Origin of the sequence: Arthrobacter sp. PsM3, from assembly GCF_030433895.1 — a bacterium.
Classification (GTDB): Bacteria; Actinomycetota; Actinomycetes; order Actinomycetales; family Micrococcaceae; genus Arthrobacter.
Genome location: NZ_JARUXE010000004.1, coordinates 25,362 through 47,763 on the forward strand (window position 1 = coordinate 25,362; position 22,402 = coordinate 47,763).

The 22,402-nt window shown below is 67.7% G+C and carries 20 protein-coding genes and 2 tRNA genes; 10 read left to right on the top strand and 12 right to left on the bottom strand.

The window, feature by feature from the left end:
- Positions 1-8 precede the first annotated feature (8 nt).
- Positions 9-365 (bottom strand): DUF2516 family protein, encoded by a 357-nt coding sequence (locus QCD75_RS02660; RefSeq protein WP_301225471.1) that lies wholly within the window; start codon positions 363-365, stop codon positions 9-11.
- 9 nt (positions 366-374) lie between these two features.
- Positions 375-1,571 carry a trans-sulfuration enzyme family protein gene (locus QCD75_RS02665; RefSeq protein WP_301225473.1) on the bottom strand — a complete coding sequence of 399 codons (1,197 nt, stop codon included), beginning with the start codon at positions 1,569-1,571 and terminating at the stop codon, positions 375-377.
- A gap of 88 nt (positions 1,572-1,659) precedes the next feature.
- On the opposite strand from QCD75_RS02665, the gene tmk reads away from it, so the two are divergent.
- The 6 genes from tmk to QCD75_RS02695 all read left to right on the top strand — a co-directional run bounded on the left by tmk (position 1,660) and on the right by QCD75_RS02695 (position 7,942).
- The gene (gene tmk / locus QCD75_RS02670) at positions 1,660-2,316 is read left to right on the top strand and encodes a dTMP kinase (protein WP_301225475.1); all 657 of its coding nucleotides are present in this window, start codon (positions 1,660-1,662) and stop codon (positions 2,314-2,316) included.
- Entirely contained in the window at positions 2,313-3,455 is a 1,143-nt protein-coding gene (locus QCD75_RS02675) for a DNA polymerase III subunit delta' (RefSeq protein WP_301225477.1), read from the top strand. Before tmk ends, QCD75_RS02675 begins: the two co-directional genes overlap by 4 nt.
- Positions 3,456-3,567: 112 nt before the next feature.
- A complete protein-coding gene (locus QCD75_RS02680) occupies positions 3,568-5,130 on the top strand; it encodes an alpha/beta hydrolase (protein WP_301225479.1) in 1,563 nt (520 codons plus the stop codon).
- A gap of 93 nt (positions 5,131-5,223) precedes the next feature.
- A tRNA-Thr gene (locus QCD75_RS02685) sits at positions 5,224-5,296 on the top strand.
- A gap of 267 nt (positions 5,297-5,563) precedes the next feature.
- Entirely contained in the window at positions 5,564-6,520 is a 957-nt protein-coding gene (locus QCD75_RS02690) for a glycoside hydrolase family 16 protein (protein WP_301225481.1), read from the top strand.
- 81 nt (positions 6,521-6,601) lie between these two features.
- Positions 6,602-7,942, top strand: coding sequence for an MFS transporter (locus QCD75_RS02695; RefSeq protein ID WP_301225483.1), 1,341 nt, complete (start codon positions 6,602-6,604; stop codon positions 7,940-7,942).
- A gap of 19 nt (positions 7,943-7,961) precedes the next feature.
- On the opposite strand, the gene QCD75_RS02700 is transcribed toward QCD75_RS02695, so the two are convergent.
- Both QCD75_RS02700 and QCD75_RS02705 read right to left on the bottom strand, forming a co-directional pair.
- Positions 7,962-10,859 carry a cation-translocating P-type ATPase gene (locus QCD75_RS02700; protein WP_367400622.1) on the bottom strand — a complete coding sequence of 966 codons (2,898 nt, stop codon included), beginning with the start codon at positions 10,857-10,859 and terminating at the stop codon, positions 7,962-7,964.
- Positions 10,856-11,329, bottom strand: coding sequence for a hypothetical protein (locus tag QCD75_RS02705; RefSeq protein WP_301225485.1), 474 nt, complete (start codon positions 11,327-11,329; stop codon positions 10,856-10,858). Before QCD75_RS02705 ends, QCD75_RS02700 begins: the two co-directional genes overlap by 4 nt.
- 71 nt (positions 11,330-11,400) lie before the next feature.
- Here QCD75_RS02705 and QCD75_RS02710 point away from each other — a divergent pair, with 71 nt between their 5' ends.
- Together QCD75_RS02710 and QCD75_RS02715 are read left to right on the top strand one after the other, a co-directional pair.
- Positions 11,401-12,381, top strand: a complete 981-nt coding sequence (locus tag QCD75_RS02710) for a hypothetical protein (RefSeq protein WP_301225487.1) — start codon at positions 11,401-11,403, stop codon at positions 12,379-12,381.
- Positions 12,382-12,420: 39 nt separating this feature from the next.
- Entirely contained in the window at positions 12,421-12,600 is a 180-nt protein-coding gene (locus QCD75_RS02715; RefSeq protein ID WP_301225489.1) for a hypothetical protein, read from the top strand.
- A gap of 101 nt (positions 12,601-12,701) precedes the next feature.
- Here QCD75_RS02715 and QCD75_RS02720 read toward each other — a convergent pair whose 3' ends face one another.
- The 7 genes from QCD75_RS02720 to QCD75_RS02750 form a co-directional block, all read right to left on the bottom strand.
- Positions 12,702-13,547, bottom strand: coding sequence for an aldo/keto reductase (locus QCD75_RS02720; RefSeq protein ID WP_301225491.1), 846 nt, complete (start codon positions 13,545-13,547; stop codon positions 12,702-12,704).
- Positions 13,548-13,653: 106 nt separating this feature from the next.
- Entirely contained in the window at positions 13,654-14,109 is a 456-nt protein-coding gene (locus QCD75_RS02725; protein WP_226761062.1) for a hypothetical protein, read from the bottom strand.
- Positions 14,110-14,116: 7 nt separating this feature from the next.
- Positions 14,117-14,767: a bacterial proteasome activator family protein gene (locus QCD75_RS02730; protein ID WP_301225494.1), complete on the bottom strand. Its 651-nt coding sequence runs from the start codon at positions 14,765-14,767 to the stop codon at positions 14,117-14,119.
- Between the two features lie 176 nt (positions 14,768-14,943).
- Positions 14,944-15,135 carry a YbdD/YjiX family protein gene (locus tag QCD75_RS02735; RefSeq protein ID WP_301225496.1) on the bottom strand — a complete coding sequence of 64 codons (192 nt, stop codon included), beginning with the start codon at positions 15,133-15,135 and terminating at the stop codon, positions 14,944-14,946.
- A gap of 13 nt (positions 15,136-15,148) precedes the next feature.
- Positions 15,149-17,449, bottom strand: coding sequence for a carbon starvation CstA family protein (locus tag QCD75_RS02740; protein WP_441005429.1), 2,301 nt, complete (start codon positions 17,447-17,449; stop codon positions 15,149-15,151).
- 237 nt (positions 17,450-17,686) lie between these two features.
- Positions 17,687-18,226: a PadR family transcriptional regulator gene (locus QCD75_RS02745; RefSeq protein ID WP_301225498.1), complete on the bottom strand. Its 540-nt coding sequence runs from the start codon at positions 18,224-18,226 to the stop codon at positions 17,687-17,689.
- Between the two features lie 131 nt (positions 18,227-18,357).
- Positions 18,358-19,341, bottom strand: a complete 984-nt coding sequence (locus QCD75_RS02750) for an NAD(P)H-quinone oxidoreductase (protein ID WP_301225500.1) — start codon at positions 19,339-19,341, stop codon at positions 18,358-18,360.
- 187 nt (positions 19,342-19,528) lie between these two features.
- Here QCD75_RS02750 and QCD75_RS02755 point away from each other — a divergent pair.
- Positions 19,529-19,616, top strand: a tRNA-Ser gene (locus QCD75_RS02755).
- Positions 19,617-19,899: 283 nt separating this feature from the next.
- Here the strand turns inward: QCD75_RS02755 and QCD75_RS02760 are convergent.
- Positions 19,900-20,847 carry an endonuclease domain-containing protein gene (locus tag QCD75_RS02760; RefSeq protein WP_301225502.1) on the bottom strand — a complete coding sequence of 316 codons (948 nt, stop codon included), beginning with the start codon at positions 20,845-20,847 and terminating at the stop codon, positions 19,900-19,902.
- 422 nt (positions 20,848-21,269) lie between these two features.
- On the opposite strand from QCD75_RS02760, the gene QCD75_RS02765 reads away from it, so the two are divergent.
- On the top strand, positions 21,270-22,079 hold the full coding sequence (locus QCD75_RS02765; protein ID WP_301225504.1) for a VOC family protein: 810 nt from the start codon (positions 21,270-21,272) through the stop codon (positions 22,077-22,079).
- Positions 22,080-22,402 lie beyond the last annotated feature (323 nt).

A 22,402-nucleotide genomic window follows, 5' to 3' on the forward strand; every position in this document is an offset into this window, starting at 1 on the left:
CTGCAGGGTCACCAGGGGCCGTAGGGGCCCATGTTGCGGTTGCCGCCGCGGCCGGCGTCTTTCACGGCCGGGCGGACGTCGGCGAGGTAGACGGATGCTGCCGTCACCGCAGCGAGGCCGAACAGTCCCAGCGGGCCCAGCAGGCCTCCGCCTCCGCCGCCGACCAGGGAGAGCAGCCCCACGGCCAGTGCGCCGCCGGTGACGGCCAGCCAGAAAGTCTTGGTGCGCTTGGACACCGCTTGAAAGACGTTCGCCTTGTGCCGCAGGCAATCGAAGAACGCCCACACCTCAAGGGCAAGGGCTACGAGGGCCAAGAGAAAGTAGACCCCGGTTTCGACATAGTAAATAAGCGCTCTTCCGTCCATCCCCCCAGCCTAGCGGGCCAGACTGGCCAGGGCCTGCTCCAAATCGGCCCAGAGGTCCTCGACGTTTTCGATCCCCACACTCAGCCGGACCAGGTTGTCCGGCACGCTGGCAGGTTCGGCGGTATGCCGGCGCCGCCGCTCAATCAGGGACTCCACGCCTCCCAGTGAGGTCGCCGGAAGCCATAGCTTCAGGGCCCGGATCATGCGGTCCGCGGCGTCTGCTCCGCTGAGGCTGCCGCTGCCCCCGGCCACCGGGGCCATCTCAATGCACAGCACCGACCCGAAGCCCTTCATCTGGCTCTTGGCCCGTTCGTGGCCGGGATCCGAGGGAAGTCCCGGGAAACGGATGCTGCCGACCCTGGGGTGCGTGCTCAGCCGCTCGGCCAGTACCGCCGCCGAAGCCTGCGAGCGCTCGACCCGCAGGGCAAGGGTGCGCAGGCCGCGCAGTGCCAGCCAGGCCTCGAAGGGCCCGGCGATGCCGCCGTGGATGGTGCGGTGGTGCAGCAGCGCGGCGCGGAGGACGGCGTCGGAGGTCACCAGGGCGCCCAGCACGACGTCGGAATGGCCGGAGAGATACTTGGTCACCGAGTGAAGGACGACGTCGGAGCCCAGCGCGAGGGGCTGCTGGACCAGCGGGGTGGAGAACGTGTTGTCCGTGACGACGACTGCCCCGGCGCCATGCGCCGCCGCCGTCAGCGCGCGGATGTCCGCAACGCCAAGCATCGGGTTGGTGGGGCTCTCCAGCCAGAGCATGCTGGCGGGGCGTCCGTCCGTCGGCGCGAGCTGGGCCAGCACGGCGTCGGTGTCCGCGATGTCCACGGTGCGCAGTTCCAGGAAACCCTTCTCGGCCAGTTCGGTAGCCATCACGAGGGAACCCGCATAACTATGGGACGGCATGACCAGCACTCCCCCGGCAGGAACCAGCGAGAGGGCTGAACTGACCGCGGCGAGGCCGGAGGCGTAGAGCAGACCCGGAAGCCCTGCGCCCTCAAGCTGGCCGAGGGCCTCCTCGAAAGGGTCCCAGGTGGGGTTGGAATACCGCCCGTAGCCGCGGTCGCCGTCGCCCAGCGGTCCTGTGCCGAAATAGGTCGAGGAGAGCACCAGCGGAGGGTTGACCGGCTCGTCGCGCTCACGCGGCGGCCGGCCCGCCGCCACCACGACTGTTTCTGAGGAAAGCGCGGCTGCCTGTTCTTCGGAAAGACTCATGGTCACAGGGTACTTTGGCGCCCCGCAGGGCCGCCAAGGCGTTACGTCCGGTCGCATCGCTGTCAGGGATTGTCGGTAGTCTAGAGCAGTGACCACCCAACATCCCGGACTGTTTATCGCCTTCGAGGGCGGCGATGGCGCCGGCAAGTCCACGCAGGCAGCCGAACTCGCTGCCGCCCTTGAATCGCGCGGCCTCACCGTGCTTCGCACGCGTGAGCCGGGAGGCACCCCGATCGGCGAAAAGCTGCGTTCCCTGGTCCTCGATCACGGCCACGGCCACATCGATGCGCACACGGAGGCCCTGATCTTCGCAGCCTCGCGCGCCGCCCACGCCAGCCAGGTCATCCGCCCGGCCCTGGACCGGGGCGAGATCGTCCTCAGCGACCGCTATATCGACTCCTCGGTCGCCTACCAGGGCGCCGGACGGGACCTGGGCACCGAGGCGGTGCGCGACCTGAACGACTGGGCCACTTCGGGGTTGAAGCCGGACCTCACGGTGCTGCTCGATGTTGACCCCGGGGTCGGCCGCCGGCGGCGCACCGCGGGCGACGCTGCCGAAGACAGGCTGGAATCCGAGGCGGACGAGTTCCACGCCAGGATCCGGACCGCCTTCCTGGACCTCGCCGCGGCCCGGCCGGAACAGTACCTTGTCCTCCCCGCCCGCCTCCCGGTCGACCAGCTGGCAGCCCGGATCCTGGACCGGGTCGAGTCGCTGCTGACCCTCCCCCGGGGCGTGCGCGCATGAGTGTCTGGGACGACCTCCAGGGCCAGCCCGCCGTCGTCGCGCAACTGCGCCAGGCCGCCCAGGGCGAGGGCCTGACCCATGCGTGGCTTTTCACCGGCCCGCCGGGTTCCGGCCGGTCCAACGCGGCGAAGGCCTTCGCCGCCGCCTTGAACTGCGACCAGGACGACGTCAGCCTGCGCGGCTGCGGCGAATGCGCAGCCTGCCTGACCATCCTGGGCGAAACACACTCCGATGTGGCCTTTGTGCGCACTGAAAAGGTCACCATCACCATCGACGAGGCCCGCGAACTGGTCTCCACCGCCGGGAACCGGCCGTCCTCGGCGCGCTGGCGCATCATCGTCGTCGAGGACGCGGACCGGATGGCGGAACGCACCACCAACGTGCTGCTCAAAGCGATCGAGGAGCCCACCCCCCGCACCGTATGGATGCTGTGCGCGCCCTCCCCCGCCGACGTCCTGGTCACGATCCGCTCCCGGTGCCGCGCGGTGGCGCTGCGGCTGCCGCCCCCGGCCGACGTCGCCGCCCTGCTGGTCAAGCGCGACGGCGTCGACCCCGCCGTCGCCGAACGAGCGGCCCGTGCAGCGCAAAGCCACGTCGGGATCGCCCGCCGCCTGGCCCGGGATCCGGAGGCCCGCGAGCGGCGGCTCGAAACCGTGCGGTTCCCGTTGGGACTCCGGGGCGTGACCGCCGCGGTACTGATGGCAGAAAAGCTTGTCAAGATCGCCACGGACGAAGCCAACAGCTCCAATGATGAACGCGATGCGGCGGAGAAGGCCGCGCTGCTTGCCACCCTTGGGGCGCCGGAAACCGGCACGCTGCCGCCGGCCATGCGCGGCCAGGTCAAGCAGCTCGAGGACGACCAGAAGCGCCGCGCCAAGCGTTCCGTGACTGACTCGCTGGACCGCACGCTGACCGACCTGCTGTCCTTCTACCGGGATGTGCTGATCATCCAGATGGGGAACGCCGTGGAACTGGTCAACGTTGAACTCAGGAGCGAACTCACTGAATTCGCGCGCCACTCCTCCGCCGAAACCACGCTGGCCCGCATGGACGCCATCAACAAAGCCCGCAAACGGATTACGACTTCCAATGTGGCCCCGCTGCTGACGATCGAGTCGATGGCAGCCAGCCTCATCTGAGGGATCATTAACTAACCCGACCCGGGTGAACCGCCCCTCCCCCAGCCGCACCCGCCGCCCGGTGTCAAGCGGCAGCCGCTCCGCCCAGTTCCTATCCTCCAAGGAGAACCGCATGAAGTCTGCACGAGCAGTGCCCGCCAGATCCCGATCCGTGGCGATCGGCGTGCGGGCAGCAGGCGCCATGGCCCTGGCCTTGGTGCTTTCCTCGTGCACCTTGTTGGGCGGCGGCAGTGGGGCCAACAACCCCAGCACCCCCAAGCCGGAGATCGCGTCCTCTGCGCCCGCCGAGCTCAAGAGCTACTACACACAGCAGGTCGACTGGGCCCCCTGCGAAACCGACTTCAAATGCGCCAAGATCAAAGTCCCGCTGGACTACAGCAAGCCGGACGGCGGCAGCATCGAAATCGCGGCGATTAAGCTGCCCACGAAGGGCGCCAGCAAAGGCAGCCTGCTCATCAACCCGGGCGGACCCGGCGGCTCGGGCTATGACTTCGTCAGGGACGCCGGAGCCACCCACTTCTCGGAAAAACTCCGCGCCAACTATGACATCGTGGGCTTCGACCCGCGCGGCGTGCAGCGTTCCGCCCCGGTCACCTGCCTGACGGATCAGGAACGCGACGCCGCCCGGGCGAAGATCTATGACATGGACACCGACGCCGGCGTGGCCGAGACCCTGGCTGACAACAAGGTGATCGCCGCCAAGTGTGCGGAAAAGACCGGAGCGGTCCTGGGCAAGATCGACACGATCAGTTCCGCCAGGGACCTCGACATCCTGAGGGCAGCCGTCAACGACACGGAGCTGAACTACATGGGGTTCTCCTACGGGACGTTCCTCGGCTCAACGTACGCCTCGCTGTTCCCTGACAACGTCGGCCGGATGGTTCTGGACGGCGCGATGGACCCGTCCCTCAGCAATGAGGAGCTCACCAGCGGCCAGGCCAAAGCCTTCGAAAAGGCACTCCGCTCCTACGTGGAACGTTGCCTCCAGACCGGCGGCTGCCCGCTCAGCGGCAGCGTCGACGACGGGATCCGGCAGATCCAGGACGTGATCGCCGCCGTGGAGGCGACCCCCCTGCGGGCCAAGGACGGCCGGCTGGTCTCGGCATCCACCCTGGTCACCGGCATGATCGTCCCGCTGTACAACGACGACAACTGGCCGTTGCTCACGCAGGCCTTCGGCGCGATCATGAAAAATGATCCGACCCCGTTCCTGCGGCTGGCCGACTTCAACGCCGAACGGGAACCCGATGGCAGCTACTCCTCGAACAGCACCTTTGCCTTCACTGCCATCAACTGCCTGGACTACCCCATGGTGACGGACACCGCAGGGATGCGCGCGGAGGAGCAGCAGTTGCGCCTGGAGTCGCCCACTTTCGGGAAGTACTTCGCCTTCGGCGGCACCAACTGCAAGGACTGGCCGTACAAGAACGTCCGGACCCCTGCTCCGGTGGAGTACAAGGGTTCGACCGACATCCTCGTGGTGGGCACCACGGGCGACCCGGCAACCCCGGTGGAATGGGCGGCCTCCCTGCGCAAGCAACTGGGCCAGGCCTCGCTGCTGACGTGGAAAGGCGAGGGCCACACGGCCTACGGCCGCTCCAACGACTGCATCGGCAATGCCGTGGACGGCTATCTCGTCGACGGTAAGACCCCGGCTGACAACACCGTTTGCTGAGGCGTTTGCCCCTCATTTTGACCCGGGCCGGAGGACTCTACTACAGTTGTCTCTGGCATGAAGCGACCGGGTGACCGGAAACTTCAGGCGGTTGCTTCCTTAGCTCAGTTGGTAGAGCGTCTCACTCGTAATGAGAAGGTCGCCAGTTCGATTCTGGCAGGAAGCTCTGGTCTCTATCTATCGGCCCCGGCGCAGTCGCCGGGGCCGTTCTTTTTGCCCTGCTGCGGGTTTGGCCCCGCGATGGGTGACGCCTGCGCCAAAGGCGCATGAGAAGGCACATTGTTGCCTGGATGAGTTACGCGGCCGAATGTCTGGCGCGCCGGTGAATCTTCCTCGGTGCGGCCATGAACAATGGCGCATTCCGTCCTGCCCCAGCGCCTTAGCGCTGCGCGGGAGGGCGCCACCAACTGAGCGCGAGCTCCAGGAGTAGTACATGAAGAAACGCACAATTTTGTTTTCCGGTGCGGCCGTAGCAGCCGTGCTTTCCCTTACCGCTTCCCTCGGCGCCGTCGCGGCCCCCGGGGCAGCCCCGGCAGCCGCCGGGACTGGCACCTACACGTGCACCCTGAACACCAAGGACGGCGTGCCTCCCTGCACCCTGCACGCGGCGCCCGCAGCAGCGCCTGCGCCGGCCGAGGCAGTGGCGGCAGCACCGGTGGTTGAGCCTGTTCCGGCGGCGGCAGCACCCGCGCCTGCGGCAGCACCCATTACGGTCCTGCCGGCTTCGACCGGTTCCGGGCTGGCGCCTTTGGGGGTCCCCGGTGCGTGGTCCCAGACTTTCAGCGATGACTTCAACGGAACCGCGCTGGACACCAGCAAGTGGTCCAGTTCCTGGTTCGGCGGCGGCACAATGAACAAGGTCAAGACCAGCCCGGCCAACGTCTCCGTCGGCGGCGGAAACCTCTCGCTGAAACTTTCGGACGCCGGCACCGGCGCCCTCGTGTCGTCAAACCCGAACGACGCCGCCACAACCGGCTACGCGTTCCGCACCGGTTACACCGAGGCCCGCATCTCCTTCCCCGGCAACGGAACCGTGCTGCACAACTGGCCCGCGTGGTGGACCACCGGCCAGTCCTGGCCGGCCACCGGTGAGAACGACATCGCCGAAGTGCTCAAGGGACAGATGACGTCCAACTACCACTCCGGCTCCGGCTCCCACAACCAGGGCACCATCGCCGGCAGCTGGGGGAACGAGTACCACACCTACGGCTTGTGGCGTAAGGCCAACGTCTCCGAGGTCTACGTCGACGGGGTCAAGGTCAAGTCCTTCCCGACCGACGACGGCAATGCTGCCCAGTACCTCGTGCTGAATGTCGGCAAAGCCGGCACCAGCACCACGTACGGGCCGGCCTCCGAAATGAAAGTCGACTACGTCCGGGCCTGGCAGTAAAACGAACAATTAGGTCCTAACAAGGGCCACCACCGCCCCCGGCCTCTTGTCCTGCCACGGGCCGTCCGCGAGTCTTGGGAAATGGGCCTGCCCCACCGAAACCCGTCAGCCCGCGAGCGGGAGAGTCGATCCGCCCTGCCCGGGGCCAACCGTCGGTTCGTCTGGGGTCCGGTGATCGGCTTTGGGCTCGTCAGCCTGGCCGCCGACGCCGTCTCCGACGGGGCCCGGCCGCTGGCGGGCCCCCTGCTCGCCCAACTGGGTGCCTCGGCGCTGCTCGTCGGCCTCGTCACGGGCGCCGCCGAAGCTGCGGCGCAGGGGCTCCGGCTGGTGTTCGGGCCCTGGGCGGACCGGACCCGCAAGTACTGGACCTTCACGATCGCAGGTTATGCGCTCACGGCGGTCTGCGTGCCCCTGCTGGCCGTGGCGTCCTGGGCGGGAGCAGCCGGCCTGGTTCTCGCCTCGGTTCTCATCATCGGGGACAGGGTCGGGAAAGCCGTGCGCAGCCCGGCCAAGACCGTGCTGCTGGCCGCAGTCGCCAAGCCGGTAGGCCGCGGCCGCGGCTTTGCCGTCCATAAATCCCTCGATCTCCTCGGAGCCCTGCTGGGGCCGGTACTGGTCGCCGCGGTCCTCGCGGCCACCGGAAACCTCTCGGTTGCCTTCGCGGTGCTGTCCGTTCCGGCCGCGGCGGCCATGTTCCTGTTGTTCCGGCTGCGCCGCCGGGTGCCGGATCCCGTCACCGGCCCGCCGGATCCCGGCACCGGCCCGCTGGCCTCGCCCGACGCCGTCGCCGGCCCGCCGGCCGCCGTGGACCCGGCGCGGCCGGGCACCGCCGGCCGTCCGGGCACCGCCGGCCGTCCGGCGTCGTTATTCACGGGGAGCTTTGCCCTGTTCGCTGTCGCGGCGTTCTTCTGGAGCGCCGGGCTGGTCGCCTTCGGTGTCATCTCCTACCACCTCACGACGACGGCGGCCGTTCCGGTGGCCGTCGTCCCGCTGCTGTACGCCGGCGCGATGGCGGCGGCGGCCCTGGGCGCGCTCGCCACCGGCGTCCTCTATGACCGTTCCGGCGCCCGGGTGCTCCTCGCCCTTCCCCTGCTGACCGCGGCCGTCCCGGTCCTGGCCCTGGCGCCGGCGGCCGGACTGGCGTTTTCCGGTGTCCTCGTCTGGGGTACCGCGGTGGGCATCCAGGATTCGACCGTCAAGGCCCTGGTCGCGGATCTGGTGCCGGCCCGGCGCCAGGGGACGGCGTACGGTGTCTTCGCCGCTTTCGAAGGGGCGGGCGCGCTGGCAGGCGGGGCCCTGTACGGCGCGCTTTATGGCACCCGTCCCCTGTTGATCGCTGCGGTGGCGGTCCTGCAGTTGGTCGCGTTTGGGGTGCTGGTTGTCGCGCTCCGCCGTGCCCGCAGCGCCTCGCGGCGGCCCTAGGGCTGCCGCGAGGCGCCTGTCACCGGACTGCCTGCGCGTTCCGGCGCCGCCCGACCAGCCGGAGGGCGGCCTTGCGGAGCTCGTCGAACCACAGGACGGTCGAGGCCATGGCGACGCAGACGGCCCACTGACCGGGGTCCAGGGGCGCGGTCCCGAAGGCCCGCTGCAGGAACGGCAGCTCGACCACAGCTACTTGTAGCAGCGCGGCCAGGACGACGGATCCCCAGAGCCATCTGTTCACGAACAGCCGGCGGAAGGCCGTGGTCGTCTCCGAACGGGAGTTGAAGGCATTGAACAGCTGGGCAAACACGAGGGTAGTGAAACCGGCGGTCCGTGCGACGTCGAGGGTCTCGGTGCCGCCCGGGACCAGCCCGCCCGGCAGGAAGATGTCGATGGTCAGCAGCGACGCGACGCCCATGACCAGGCCGATGCTCAGGATGCCCAGCCACATCCGGGGGCTCAGGATGCGGTCGCCGCGTTTTCGGGGCCCGCGTGCCATGACGTCGTCGGTTTCCGGGTCAACGCCCATCGCGAGAGCAGGGCCGGAATCGGTCACGAGATTGATCCACAGGATCTGGGTGGCCAGCAGCGGCACCGCAACCTCACCGGCGCTCGCCCCGGCCAAGCCCATGACGCCGGCGAACACGACGCCGAGGAACACCGTGAACACTTCGCCCAGGTTCGAGGACAGCAGGTAGCGCAGGAATTTTTCGATGTTCTCGAAGATGACCCGGCCCTGGTGCACCGCCGAGACGATCGTGGCGAAGTTGTCGTCGCCCAGGATCATGTTCGAGGCTTCCTTCGTGACCTCGGTGCCGGTGACCCCCATGGCGATGCCGATGTCCGCCGTCTTCAGCGCCGGCGCGTCATTGACGCCGTCGCCGGTCATTGCCACCACATTGCCCTGGGACTGCAGGGCGGTGATGATCTGCAGTTTGTTCTGCGGCGCCACCCGCGCATACACCGAGGTGTTCAGGGTGAGCGCACGCAGGCCGTCCTCGTCCAGTTCGTCCAGTTCGGCGCCTGTGACCGCCCGTTCCCCCGGCCCGGAGATCCCCAGGTCGCCGGCGATCCGCGCCGCGCTGAGCGGGTGGTCCCCCGTGATCATCACGACGCGGATGCCGGCCCGCCGGGCCTCAGCCACTGCGGTCGCGGCTTCGGCCCGGGGCGGGTCCAGGATTCCAACGACGCCGATGTACACGAGCGTGCTCTCGTCTTCCTCATCGAGCACGTCCGTTTCGTGGCGGTCCGCTTCGGTGTACTGGCGGTAGGCCACCCCCAGGGTGCGGAAGGCCTGGGCCGATAGTTCCTCGACGTCGCCCAGCGCCCGGGCGCGGCGGCCGGCGTCCATCGGTACGACGTCCGCGCCGAGCTGCAGGCCGGTGCAGCGTTCCAGCAGGACGTCCGGAGCGCCCTTCGTGACCAGGGACAGGGTGCCGCCCTCCCGGTGGTGGGCCAGTGCGGACATCAGTTTCCGCTCCGAGGTGAACGGGATTTCGCCGTGCCGTTCGAACTCCCCGACACGGTCCGTCACGCCATCCAGCTTCCTGGCGGCGACGAGGAACGCCGCTTCCGTCGGGTCGCCCTGGATCTCCCATTCGCCGTCGCGCTCCCGAAGTTGCGCGTTGTTGGCGAAGGAACCGCCAGCCAGCACCATGCGTGCTTCCTGGAGCAGTGCCGGATCCCGCACTGCCTGGCCGTCGCGGAGCACGCCGCCCTCCGGCCGGTAGCCGACACCGGTGAGCTCGACCCGGCCGGAGGCGGTGGTGATCCTGCAGATGGTCATCTCGTTGCGCGTGAGCGTTCCGGTCTTGTCCGAAGCGATGACCGAGGCGGAGCCGAGGGTTTCCACCGAGTGCAGCTCTTTGACGACGGCCTTGCGTTTGGCCATATTCTGGACGCCGATGGCGAGCACGACGGAAAGGATGGCAGGCAGCCCCTCGGGAACAGCCGCCACCGCGAGAGAGACCCCCAGCAGCAGGACGGCGACGAGCCCGCTCAGCGAGGACACGCCGTTGACGACGATAATCGTGGCCATCACCACGACGGCGATCGCGATCACCGTGATGCCGAGCAGCTTGCTGACGCCCGCGATTTCGCGCTGCAGCGGGGTAGGGGAAGACTCGGCAGCGGCCAGCAGTCCGGCGATCGCCCCGACCTCCGTGTCCATCGCGGTTCCGGTGACGACGGCGCGGCCCACGCCCCGGGCGACGGCCGTCCCCTTGAAGACCATGTTCAGCCGGTCGCCGACCGGGACGACGCCACTCAGCGTGCTGGGGTCCTTGAAGACAGGCGCGCTTTCGCCGGTGAGGGAGGACTCGGCAACCCCCAGGGAACTTGCCGTGATCAGGCGGGCGTCGGCGCCGACGGAATCGCCCTCGTTGAGGACCAGGATGTCACCCGGCACCAGCTCCGCGGACGGAACAGTTCTGAGTTGGCCGTCCCGCAGCACCATGGAGTTCGCTGCCGTCATCAGCCGCAGCGCGGCGACGGCGCTTTCGGCTTTGTTCTCCTGGACGAAGCCAAGGACGCCGTTGAACAGGACCACCGCCGCAATCACCAGGGCGTCAATCGGTACGCCTGCAGCACCTTCCACCGCCCAGGCCAGGGCCGAGATGACGATGGCGGCCAGCAGCAGGTAGACCAGCGGGTCCTGGAACTGCCGCAGGACCTTCCGCCACAGCGGCACGGCCGGTGCGGAGCGGAGTTCATTGGCGCCGTAGAATTCGAGCCGCCGGGCAGCCTCGTCCGAAGCCAGACCGGTGTCCGGGTTGACGTCGAGGGTGTGCAGTGCCTCGGTGGCACGGCGGAGGTGCCACGGCAGGGCACCGGGCCCGCCCGCGGCTGCGCCGGGCCCTGTGTTGGCTGGCCTCTGCGGGGTGTCGCAGGGTCCGTCGCCGCGTGGCGGTCCGGTCAACGGGCCCAGACGGAAACAGCGCCGGAATGGCCGGTGATGATGCTCTGGTAGACGAAGAATGCCCCGGCAGCCGCCGCAACAGCGAGAACGGCTATCCGGACGGCGCGGTTGGTCCGCAGGTGCCCCAGGAAGGCGAACCGCCGGCCGATGGGCTCATAGCTCACGATCAGCGTCGCCGCGATGACCACGAAGAACACCACAGAAACGGCCTTGAGCACGTCCCCCTGTTCCGCATGTTCATGGATCAGGGCGGAGGCAGGGCGGGCCTTCTGGAGCTGCTCCCCCGCCTGCGCGGTGAGCAGGGACACCGGAACCAGCCCCAGGGACAGCACTCCCAGCGGCCAGGCCAGGTAGCTGCGCCAGCGTGGCGCCGCGGCATACACGATCGCGGCGAGGCCGGCGATCGGCGCCAGTACAACGACGGCGTGGATTAGCAGGATGTGGGCCGGCAGCCCAGCAATTTCGATCATGGTGCCCTTTTCTCCGGAGTAACTGCCCGCTGGCGGCGTCGCCGCCGGGGCCGGGCTTCTATGATTCTTGCATGGGAGAGCAGTGGCTGGCGGATGTTGCGGCACGACTCTATGCCCTCCCGTTCGATGACTTTGTCGCCGCCCGGACTGCTGCCGCCAAGGACGCCGCCGCTGGAGGGCAGCCGTCCCGCGCCGCCAAGGTACGTTCCCTGGCCAAGCCGTCCGTGGCGGCGTGGACGGTGAACATGCTCGCCCGCCGGCGGCCGGAGACCCTCCGGGAACTCGCCGGGCTGGGGCAGTCCATGCGCGCCGCGCAATCCTCCCTCGATGCCGCGGAGCTCCGCCGGCTGGGACAGGAACGGCGCCAGCTCCTGGGCAGCGCGGTCAAGGAAGCACGGGAGGTGGCCGAACAGCAGGGCCGGAAGATCAGCACCGCGATCGCGGCGGAAGTGGAAGCGACGCTGCGGGCGGCAACAGCGGATGCGGGGGCCGCGTCTGCTGCGCAGTCCGGGCGCCTGCTCCGGGGGCTGTCCGCCGACGGCGTCGACGTAGTGGATCTTGCCGGTGCCGTTGCGCTTCCCGGGCTGGAGTCCAGGGCGCCGGCACCAGCGGTTTCCCCGCCCGGCCCGCCCGTGCAATCTGTCCGGGCCGGGGGCTCTGTCCGGGCCGGGACCGCGCCCCGGGAGGAACCGGAGCGGCCCCGTCTGCGCGCTGTCCGGCAGGAGCCTCGGAGATCCACACCATCCGCGTTGGAACGGGCCCGGGCAGCGCTCAGGGACGTGGAAGAGGCCGCCACGGCAGCCGCAGCAGACGCCCGGCAGCGTGAGGAGGAGCTGGCCTCGGCCGCCGCCCTGACCACGGAGCTTTCCGAGACCGTCCGGGAGTTGCGGGAGCAGCTTGCCCGGCGCGAGCAGGACCTGAAGGCCGCCAGAAAATGGCGTGAACTGGCCACTGCCCAGGCGCAACAGGCCGCACGGGCTGCGGAGAAGGCCCGCCGCACCGGGGACCTGGCCCGGGAACGGGTGCTGCGGCTCGGCAACACGCCGGAGTGATGGCCCCATAGTGTCGGAGGCCGGCCGCACACTTAAATCATGGACACCAACCAGTACTTTGAAGTCACCTACCTGGACACCGACTGCGGCCGGATCCGCACCGATACCTTCGACGACGTCTCCGACGCCGAACGCTTCGCCAGCCGCCGGGTCGCTGACGAGCAAGGCTGGGCCATCATCGACGCAGTACCGGCGCAGGAAAGCCGGAAGGCCGCCTAGCCTGGACCGCTAATGTCGCCGGGCAGCAGAAAGGGCCCCCACCCGGTTCGGATGAAGGCCCTGCTGCTGATTAGGCCGCCGGCAGTTGCTCCGGCCTCGGCCTAAGCGAAGTCGGAGACGGCCGGGTCGGCGCCGATGCGGCCTGCGCCCTCCGCCGAGTTGTCCAGGCCGTTGATGGCCTGCACATCGGTCTCATCCAGGCTGACATCCAGCGCGGCGTAGTTCTCCCGGATGCGGGCCTCGGTGACGGACTTGGGGATGACCACGTTGCCGATGGCCAGGTGCCAGGCGATGACAACCTGCGCCGGTGTGGCGTTGTGCTTGGCCGCAATCTGGCCGATGACCGGGCTCTCGAGTAGCTCGCCGCCCTGGCCAAGCGGAGACCAGGCTTCGGTGAGGATGCCCTTGGAGGCGTTGAATTCCCGCAACGCTGCCTGGTTGAAGAACGGGTGCAGTTCGATCTGGTTGATGGCCGGTACGACGCCGGTCTCATCGATCAGGCGCTGCAGCCCTTCCTTGGTGAAGTTGGAGACGCCGATGGTCTTCACGCGGCCCTGTTTCTGCAGCTCGATCAGAGCCTTCCAGGTGTCCACGTACTTGTCCTGCTTGGGCTGCATCCAGTGGATCAGGTACATGTCCAGGGTTTCCAGGCCCAAGCGTTCCATGGACTCATCAAAGGCCTTCAGCGTGGAGTCATAGCCCTGGTCCGCGTTCCACAGCTTGGTGGTGATGAAGATTTCCTCGGGCCGGAGGCCTGAGCGCTGGATCGCGCGGCCGACGCCGGCTTCGTTGCCGTAGATCTTGGCGGTGTCGATGTGGCGGAAGCCGGCCTCGAAAGCCTGGACAACCACCTTCTCGGCGACGTCGTCTTCAACCTGCCACACTCCGTAGCCAAGCTGGGGAATGGTGTTGCCGTCATTGAAAGTCAGTACCGGTGAAAGAGTCATCTGGCCATCTTGCCAACGCACGCGCCGGACCGCCAGCGAATCGGGGGCGGCTAAGCTAGCCGCTTAACCGGGAATACCGGTCCACGGCGGCGGCAGTCCTGGACTATCAGTCCGTGCCGGCCGCCTCGGCAAGCCGGCGTTCGGCGTCGTTGACCTGCTCCAGTACCGAGGCGGCACGGCGCCGCACCGACTCGGCGCCGGCCGGGGCGGGCCCGAGGGCGAGCCGCAGCATCGCGGCTGCTTCGGCCGTGGTCGCCAGGGAATTGCCGGCCGTTGACAGTGCGCGGTGGACTCCGGCCAGGCTCCCCGGAATGTCGAGTCCCTCGCTGGGTGCGCGCCGCTGGGCTTCCACGCAGACCTGCCGGACCCGCCCGGAGAGCGCGGAAAGCTCGTTCGCGATCTCAAGGAGCTCGGCATAGAGGGCCTCATCCTCCACCCCCTCGAGGATCTGGTGGTAGCGGTCGAGCCCCCGGGTGAAGCGGTCGTAGGCACGCCGCCAGAGGCCTTTGCCGAGTTCGGCGTCGTCTTTCCGCCCCTGCCGGGCGGAGCTGAAAAATCCCAACGTTGCCTTACAGGTACTGGCCGGGACCGTGGTCCGGGTCGGCGGGTCCGGGAGGCTGCGAGGGATCCGCACCGGGCCGGGGCGCGGCGGCGCGCTGGGGCTCGCCGTTCTCGCCGATGATCACGCCGGGGGCGATCATGGTTCCGGGCGGCAACTGGCGGAGCTGTGCCTGCGCGGCGGCGTGCTGCCGGGCGGCCTGCTGGGCTGCAAGGGCGGTCTGGATTCCGTGGAAGAGGCCCTCCAGCCAGCCAACCAGTTGCGCCTGGGCGATCCGCAGCTCCGCGTCCGACGGGGTTCCGTCCTCGGGGAAAGGCAGGGTGATCCGCTCCAGCTCCTCGACCAGTTCCGGCGCCAGGCCGTCCTCCAGCTCCTTGATCGAGCGTTCATGTATTTCGGCCAGCCGGACCCGCGCAGCCTCGTCGAGGGGTGCGGATTTCACTTCGTCCAGGAGCTGCTTCATCATGGTGCCGATCCGCATCACCTTCGCGGGTTCGTCAACGAGGTCCTGGAGCTGGCTGGATTTGGCCCGCGCACTCGCGGTGGCTGCGGGTTGGCCGCCCGGCGCCGCCTGCCTGCCGTCGCCGGCCGGCGGCGAGTTCAGGGTGGTCCCTTCGACAGGGAAGTCGACGGCGGGCTGAGTGTCATGTGGATCGCTCATGGCTTCATACTCTCACGAGCCCGGAGCCGCGCACCGGGCTATTGCGCGGGTAACGCCGCGCGGCTCAGCAGTCTGCGCGGAACGGAGGACCAACAACGACGGCGGAGGGCGCCGCCGGGCACTGATGTGCCCGGCGGCGCCCTCCAACAGCGGCAGCGCTGATCCGTCGAAACCGCTCAGCAGCAACGGCCCTGCGGGTTGGCTTCCTGACGGTCAGTCTGGTCCCGCCAGAATTCCTTTTCGGTCATCGGTGCGGCACCGTGACCGGCCTCAGCATGGTGTGCCAGGTACTTTGCGTACGCATCCGCACCCATCACACCACCCAGGTACCGGGTGAATCCCCGGAAGCCTGCAACTACAGCGTTCATCTGTGCCTCCGGATTATTGGTGGGTTGCCTTGGCGGTCCGGTGGTCCGCCGGCAGCTGGTTCCACTTCGCCAGGAGCTCACGCTCTGCCGGAGTGGGCGCTGGTCCGGCCGGCGCGAAGACACGGGACGGCAGTGCCGGATCCTCGTTGTCTGTGTTGATCACACCTGCCTTGGTGTTGCGGAACGCCTTGTAGGTGGCGATAAGCGCCGCCACGATGACGATGATGCTGAGCACCACGAAGATGACCGAGAGCCAGCCCTGGATCGCGGTGTTGCGGATTACGGCTTCCATGGCCGGGACGGTCTTCGCCGTGCCGAAGGAGGTCTTGCCGTCCGCGAGTGCCTTGGAGAAGGCCGCGTTGTTGGCGAAGTAGCCGACCGCCGGAGTGGAGGAGAAGATCTTCTGGTAGCTGGCCGTGATGGTCACGACGGCCGCGAAGGCCATCGGGACCGCCACGATCCAGAGGTACTTGAAGGAGCCCCTCTTGGCCGCGATGGCCAGGCAGACGGACAAGGCGATGGCGGCCAGCAGCTGGTTGGCGATGCCGAACAGCGGGAACAGGGTATTGATGCCGCCGAGCGGATCCGTGACGCCCATGATCAGCACGGCGCCCCAGGCCGCGACCATTACGGCGGTGGCAAGCCACGCGCCGGGACGCCAGGAGTGTTCCTTGAATTTCGGGATGAAGTTGCCGATCGAGTCCTGCAGCATGAAGCGCGCAACCCGGGTGCCGGCGTCGACCGCGGTGAGGATGAACAGAGCCTCGAACATGATGGCGAAGTGGTACCAGAACGCCATCATGGCGGTGCCGCCGATGAACTGCTGCATGATGTGGGCAAGGCCCACGGCGAGGGTCGGCGCTCCGCCGGTGCGGGAGATGATGCTGGTCTCGCCGACGTTGGCGGCCGTCTCGGCAAGCATGTTGGGGCTGATGTTCACGCCGGACAATCCCAGGCTATTGACCCAGGCGGCCGCCGTTTCCACGGTGCCGCCGGTGAGTGCGGCCGGGGAGTTCATCGCGAAGTAGAGCCCGCGGTCAATGGAGATCGCCGCGACGAGGGCCATGATGGCCACGAAGGACTCCATCAGCATTCCGCCGTACCCGATGAAGCGGGTCTGGCGTTCCTTCTCGATCAGCTTCGGCGTGGTGCCGGAGGCGATCAGGGCATGGAATCCCGAAAGCGCACCACACGCGATGGTGACAAAGAGGAACGGGAACACCGCGCCCGGGAAGACGGGCCCATTATCGCGGCTGGCGAATTCGCTGAAGGCCGGGACGGAGATTTCCGGGCGGACCACGATGACTGCCACGGCCAGCATCGCGATGACGCCGATCTTCATGAAGGTGGAGAGGTAGTCACGCGGGGCCAGCAGGAGCCAGACCGGCAGAATCGCTGCGATGAAGCCGTAGATGATGAGCGCCCACGCGATGGTGACCTTGTCCAGCGTGAAGAAGGCATGGCCCCAGTCAGTGGCGGCAACGGCGCCGCCACCGATGATGGCGGCCATGAGCAGGACGAACCCGATGAGGGAAACTTCCATGATCTTGCCGGGGCGGATGAAGCGCAGGTAGATGCCCATAAAGAGGGCGATCGGGATGGTCATGCCGACGGAGAAGACGCCCCACGGGCTTTCGGCCAGGGCGTTGACGACGACGAGGGCCAGGATGGCGACGATGATCACCATGATCAGCAAAGTGGCGACCAGGGCGGCGGTGCCGCCGATGACGCCGAGTTCCTCGCGGGCCATCTGGCCCAGGGAGCGTCCGCCGCGGCGCATGGAGAAGAACAACACGACGTAGTCCTGGACGGCTCCGGCGAACACGACGCCGAAGATGATCCAGATGGTGCCCGGGAGGTAGCCCATCTGGGCTGCGAGGATCGGGCCCACCAGGGGGCCGGCGCCGGCGATGGCGGCGAAGTGGTGGCCGAACAGGACGTTGCGGTCCGTTCGGACGTAGTCCTTGCCGTCTGCTTTGTACTCCGCGGGCGTGGCCCGGCGGTCGTTCGGCTTGAGCAGGTAGCGCTCGATAACCTTGGAGTAAAAGCGGTAGCCGATCAGGTAGGTGCAGACCGCGGCGAACACGAACCAGATGGCGTTGACCGTTTCGCCGCGGACAATCGCGAGCATGAACCATGCCACGGCGCCCAGCAGGGAGATCGCCACCCAAAGCGCAATCTTGGCCGGCGTCCATTTACGCTCTTCGGCTTCGAGCGCGGACACGTCCACGGATGTGGGCGGCAGAGCCGGATCCGGCGTGATGCCGTCATCGACCACTAAGTTTTTTGGCGTGCCATCTGGCATTGTGCCCATGTCTCCTCCTTGAGAAACCCCAACCGGGCAAATCCAATCGACAGATGTGCCCCAAGGCACCCTACCAACGGCGGCGAATCTTGGGTATGGCTTTACGCCGGACGGGCCGGTGGAGTCGATGAGCGGTCGGCCAAACGCGCCCAACGGCGGAATGGTTACCGGCGGGTGTTACTTGCGGGTAGCAGCCGTAAGAGGGTCAGGGGGCGGGCCGGTCTTTAGGGGTCAGGGGGGCCGACATTAGGGGTCAGGCGGGCCGGCCAGCTGCATGAGCCGGGCTTCACAGAGATCCAGCCATCGCACCTCGGCTTCGGTCTGGAAGATGAGGGAATCCAGGACCAGCAGCCGGGCGGTGTCCGCGGAACGGTGCTGGGACGCCGTATCCCTGCGCGCCTTGGTGTAGTCCTGCAGGGCCCGGATGGAAATGGCGCGCTGGGCGTGGATGGCGGCGCCGACGTCTACTCCGGGAAGCGTGAGCCCCAGGGCGAGTTTGATGGCCAGTTCGTTCCGCGGAGGGCGGGTCCGCGGCACCGGAGAGGTAAACCAGTGCCGGACTTCAGCGCTGCCCTCGGGCGTGATGCTGTAAACCACGTGCCCCTCGCCGTCGGCGCCGTCCTTGGTGACAAGGCCGTCGCGTTCCAGGCGATCGAGGGTGGTGTAGACCTGCCCGATATTGAGGGGCCAGGAGGATCCGGTGCGATCTTCGAATTCGATCCTGAGCTGGTAGCCATAGCGTGGCCGGTCCTGCAGGAGTGCGAGGAGGCTGTGACGGATGGACATTATGCTCCCGGAGGGTAGCGGGACGACAGCATACACGCGCCCCAAGACGCGTGTATACCGCGTATGGAATTACACTACAGTCATTCCGCATGCCGAAGCAATTCTGATATACCAAAACTGGAATATGTGTGCTACATAACCAGCAGGATTTTCCCCACGTGGTCGCCACTGTCGAAGTACCTGTGTGCGGCGCCGACCTGCCCCAGCGGGAAGGTCTTTGCCACCAACGGGCGGATCCGGCCATCGCTGAGCAGCGGCCAGACCGCCTCGCGGACCGCGTCCATGATCACGGTCTTCTCCTCCACGGGCCTCGGGCGCAGCGCCGTGGCAATGATCGCGGCACGCTTGCTCAGCAGCTTGCCGAGATCCAGTTCACCTTTGGTGCCACCCTGCAGGCCGATCACTACCAGCCGCCCGTAGTCAGCCAGCGCGTCCAGGTTCTTGGTGAGGTACTTGGCCCCGACGACGTCGAGAATGACATCCGCGCCTTTGCCGCCGTTCTGCGCGCGCAGGCTCTCCGGGAAGTCTTCCTCGGCGTAGTTGATCGCGATGTCCGCGCCAAGGAACGCCTTGGCGGTGCCGACTTTTTCTGCGCTGCCCGCCGTGGCGGCCACCACGGCTCCGAAGGCCTTCGCGAGCTGGATGGCCATCGTGCCGATGCCGCCGGTTGCCCCGTGGATGAGCACGGTCTCTCCCGGCTGCAGTTGCGCCGTCATGATGAGGTTGGAGTACACCGTGGCCGCAACTTCCGGCAGTGACGCGGCAGTGACGAGGTCGACGCCGTCCGGGACCCTCAGGACCTGTCCCGCCGGGACGGCCACCTGTTCGGCATAGCCGCCGCCGGCCAGCAGGGCGACCACCTTGTCGCCCACGGAGAACGGCTTGGCTACGCCGGGTCCGAAGCCGGCGATCCGGCCGGAGACTTCCAGCCCGGGGATCTCCGAGGCGCCGGCCGGGGGCGGGTAGTGGCCCTTGCGCTGCTGGACGTCGGCACGGTTGAGCCCCGCGGCGACGACGTCGATCAGCACCTCGCCGGTTCCGGGCACCGGGGACGGGACCTCGCGGACCTCCAGGGCCTCGGGTCCGCCCGGCTTTGAGATATAGACAGCCTTCATGGAGAACTCCCGGTTCGTAACTGACTTCGTGCAGACTTGTTGCAGACTTCTTGCGGGGATACGCTGCCGCACCCCACGCCCGGAACCCATTCTTCCAGTCTTCCAGAGTAGAAGGAGGAGTTGCCCCCGGCCGCGGGCGCACCGCGTTTTTGTTGCTGCCGACCGCCTATGAAACACTACTCCGTAGGGAAGGTTGTCCGAGCGGCCGATGGAGCTGGTCTTGAAAACCAGTGTGCGGTAACCCCGTACCAAGAGTTCGAATCTCTTACCTTCCGCGAATAATGCCCCTGTTTCAGCGCTTGCCGCGTAAGCAGGGGCATTTTTGCGTGGCGGCCCAGCCTGCCGTGCGGCCTTGGCTCGGGCGATGCCCGGGCTTGAGCCTGGGCGGTGAAAAAAGCTGGGCGGTGACAAATGGCAGCCGGTGGGCAGATCAGGGCGGATGCGGGGCGCGAATTCGCCCGGATCTGCCCCCGCGGCGCGTGTGCGACCTGGGCGAGACCCGGGCCTGGGCCTTGGCGGTGACAGGCAGAGGCAGACGCGATCATCAGCCGGGCGGGATCATCCTGGCCATCCCTGTGCCCGCAGGGCCTGCCGCACACGCGTCAGCACCCAGCTCTCGCCATTCCGGACGTCGAGTTTGTTGATGACCAGCTGCCGCCAGCCCGCGCCGATGGTGCGTTCGTTGCGCAGCGCGTCGGCCAACTGCTGTTCGGGCGTGAGGTGATGGCCGCCGTCGTACTCCACCGCCAGCCGGAACTCCGGGCACGCGAGATCGATCCATAACGGAGCGCCCTGTTGATCCAGCAGCACGTAGTTCGGTTCGAAGACCGGCAGGGCGGAGCGACCAAAGAGCAGGCGGAGCCTGGTTTCCGGGGGCGAGTCGACGCCCACACGGACCAGCCCGAGCGATTTCCTCAGCAGGCGAAGACCCGCCACCGGCCGCCGGTTCCCGGCATAGCGCACGAGTTCCTCCAACGTCACGCGTGCGGTCCGCGGGTGCTGGTAGCGCACGTGCTCGCAGACGAGATCGTCGGCCATGACAACGAGGTCCTCAAGGGTCAGGGCACCCGTCCCGGCGAGGTCCAGCAGGGTCCGGGGAATCGAGGTGACCGGTACACCCTGCAGCATGACAACATCGGCGGGCTCCAGCCTGGCGCGGTAGCCGATGACGCCCCTACGACGGGGAGCAGCGGAACCTGGCCTGGTCAGGTGCAGCAGACCTGACACTGGCGTCGGACCCCCCAGCGCCGGGCTGCCCGTGAGCTTCAAGGAGTGAAGGGCGGCCGCGGAGTAGTGGCTCACAGTGTCGGGCGTCCCCAATTCCGTGTATGGCCGCACCCGTTCCAGAAGGGACTGCTGCGGCCCGACCGGCACACGGATGCCGCGGCTCGGCACATGGATGTCCTTGGCCTTGGACCGCCATGGGGAAATGCCGCTCAGCCGGCCCTCGCTGATAGTGAAGGACCTTGCCGCCAGTTCCGCCGGCAGGGTTTTCGCTGTTGCCATGGGCCTATTAGGCCACAAGGCGGTGCTGGCTGCGCCGGGTTATCCACAGCCTCAGCGCCGGAGCTGGTGGAACCTGCGGGGACGGCGCCGGAGTGGCCGGTGGGTGCGGGGCGGCACGGACCACCGCGTGCGCAGATCAGGGCGGATGCGGGCACGTCGGACCGCCGCGTGTGCAGATCAGGGCGGATGCGGGGGGCGAATGCGCCCTGATCTGCACCCGCGGCGCCAAAGGACCCGATCGGGGACCGCGGCGGGGACAGCGCGGACGTCCGCGCCGGGGCCGGCGCCGGCGCCCGGGCCGGGCCACCGGAAACCATTGAAACCTTCGGTGCGCCGGAATAGTCTCACTTTGTCTTCACCTCCCATAAGAATCCGGCGGCCCGGCGGCACCATATGGCCGCAGCACAGAGCAGGAGCCCACCATGCCAACACCCCAACACACCAACGGAGCGCCGTGCTGGATCGACCTGATGACCTCCGACCCCGAAAAGGCCAAGGCGTTCTACGGCGAACTTTTTGGCTGGACCTTCGAGACCGGCGACCAGGAAAAATACGGCGGCTACATCACGGCCCGGAAGAACGGCAGGTCCGTGGCCGGAATGATGCAGAAACAGGAAAGCCAGGCGAACTTCCCGGACGTGTGGTCCACCTACCTGCGCACGGACGACGCCAGGACGACGGTCAGGATCGCGGCGGAGCATGGCGGCCAGGTCTACATGGAACCTATGGACGTGCCCGAGCAAGGAAGCATGGCCATGATTGGCGACGCCACCGGCGCGGCCGTTGGCATCTGGCAGCCCGGCGAGATGAAGGGCTACGAACTCGCCGCCGAAGCCGGAACGCCGGCGTGGCACGAGCTTCACACCAAGGACTATGCCACGGCGGTCAAGTTTTACGAGGACGTTTTTGGCTGGGACACCGAGGTCATGAGTGACACCCCTGACTTCCGCTACACCACGCTGGGCGCGGGCGACGCCGCCAAGGCAGGGATCATGGATGCCTCGGGCTATATCCCTGCCGAGGCCCCTTCCCACTGGCAGGTCTACTTTGCCGTTCAGGACGCGGACGCCTCCGCCGAGAAGGCCGTGTCCCTGGGCGCCACGGTGGTCGACGGGCCCGCCGATACGCCGTTCGGACGGCTCGCCACGCTCACTGACCCCACCGGTGCGATGTTCAAGATCATTGCGGAGACCACGCAGCAGGGCGCTGACGCCCCGGTTCAGGGCAACTGAGGCCCGCCGCCGACCTCAGGGAAAGCTGAGGAAAAAAACTTCAGGAATCCTTGCGCAAAACTGCTCTGGGAAATACCGGCCAGCCACTCCACGTGGGCTACTGGCCGGTATTCTTTTTGGCATGCCGGCCCCGGGTGGACCGGCAAGGTCCATCCGGCTCAGGTCGGGAGCAACACCAACTCCGTCGCTGGGGAGCACCGTCGGTGGCCCCGCGCCTGCTGTGACGCGTTCCGCTGGGGGACGTCTCGCCGAATGCACATGCCAGACACACTGTGTTCATTCACCCCTGTTTTGATGTGCCGGGCATTACTTGACCAGGAGTA